Here is a 757-nt window from a genome sequence, read left to right as displayed (position 1 = left end):
GTTTTTGGCATGGCGCAATACATCGAAGGGGATGACCGCAACCAACCGATGCTGTTACCCGCTGCGATCGAGGATTATGTTTCCGAGGCCAGTCCGGTGCGTGCCATCGACGCCTTTGTTGATCAGCTCGATCTGGCGGATCTGGGATTCAAGGTGCGCGAGGAATCTTCGGTTGGTCGCAGTTCCCACCACCCGGGCACGTTGCTCAAACTCTACCTATGGGGAGACCTCAAGCGGACCCACTCAAGCCGCGGACTGGAAGCCGCCTGTACTGAGAACCTGCAGGCCATCTGGCTGACGCGCAATCTTCGCCCCGACCACAGCACCATCGCAGAGTTCCGCAAGGACCGTGCCGTGCCGCTCAAGGCCATCCTCAGGGAGTTCAACCTGATCTGCTTTGAACTCCGGCTCTTCGGCAAGGAACTCGTCGCCATCGACGGGACCTTCATCAAGGCCGTCAACAGCACCACGCGCAGCTTCACGAAAACCAAGCTCAAGAAGCTCATCAAAGGGATTGACGAGGCCATCGAGCGCTACACCGCCGCCCTTGCCGAGGCGGATGACGCCAACGCGCCGGTCCGCTCCACGCCATGCGACACGAAGGAACTGCGTCGCAAACTCGACAAGATCCGGGAACGCAAGGGAGTGCTTGAAGGGCATCAGGCCTGTTGTGAAGAGAGCCCTACCGGGCAAGTTGATCTTACCGATCCAGACTGCCGCCAACTGCGCAAGGGCGGCAAAACCACCATTGGCTACA

General features: G+C 59.6%; 1 protein-coding gene. It reads left to right on the top strand.

All coding sequences use genetic code 11. The features are described 5' to 3' along the window. On the top strand, positions 1-757 hold a 757-nt coding region (locus ACG2LG_RS24065), incomplete at both ends, for a transposase (protein WP_396263435.1).

It is taken from the genome of Haloferula sp. A504 (genome assembly GCF_044385805.1).
In the GTDB taxonomy this organism is placed as follows: Bacteria; Verrucomicrobiota; Verrucomicrobiia; order Verrucomicrobiales; family Akkermansiaceae; genus Haloferula.
This window is presented reverse-complemented; position numbering and strand designations above follow the sequence as displayed.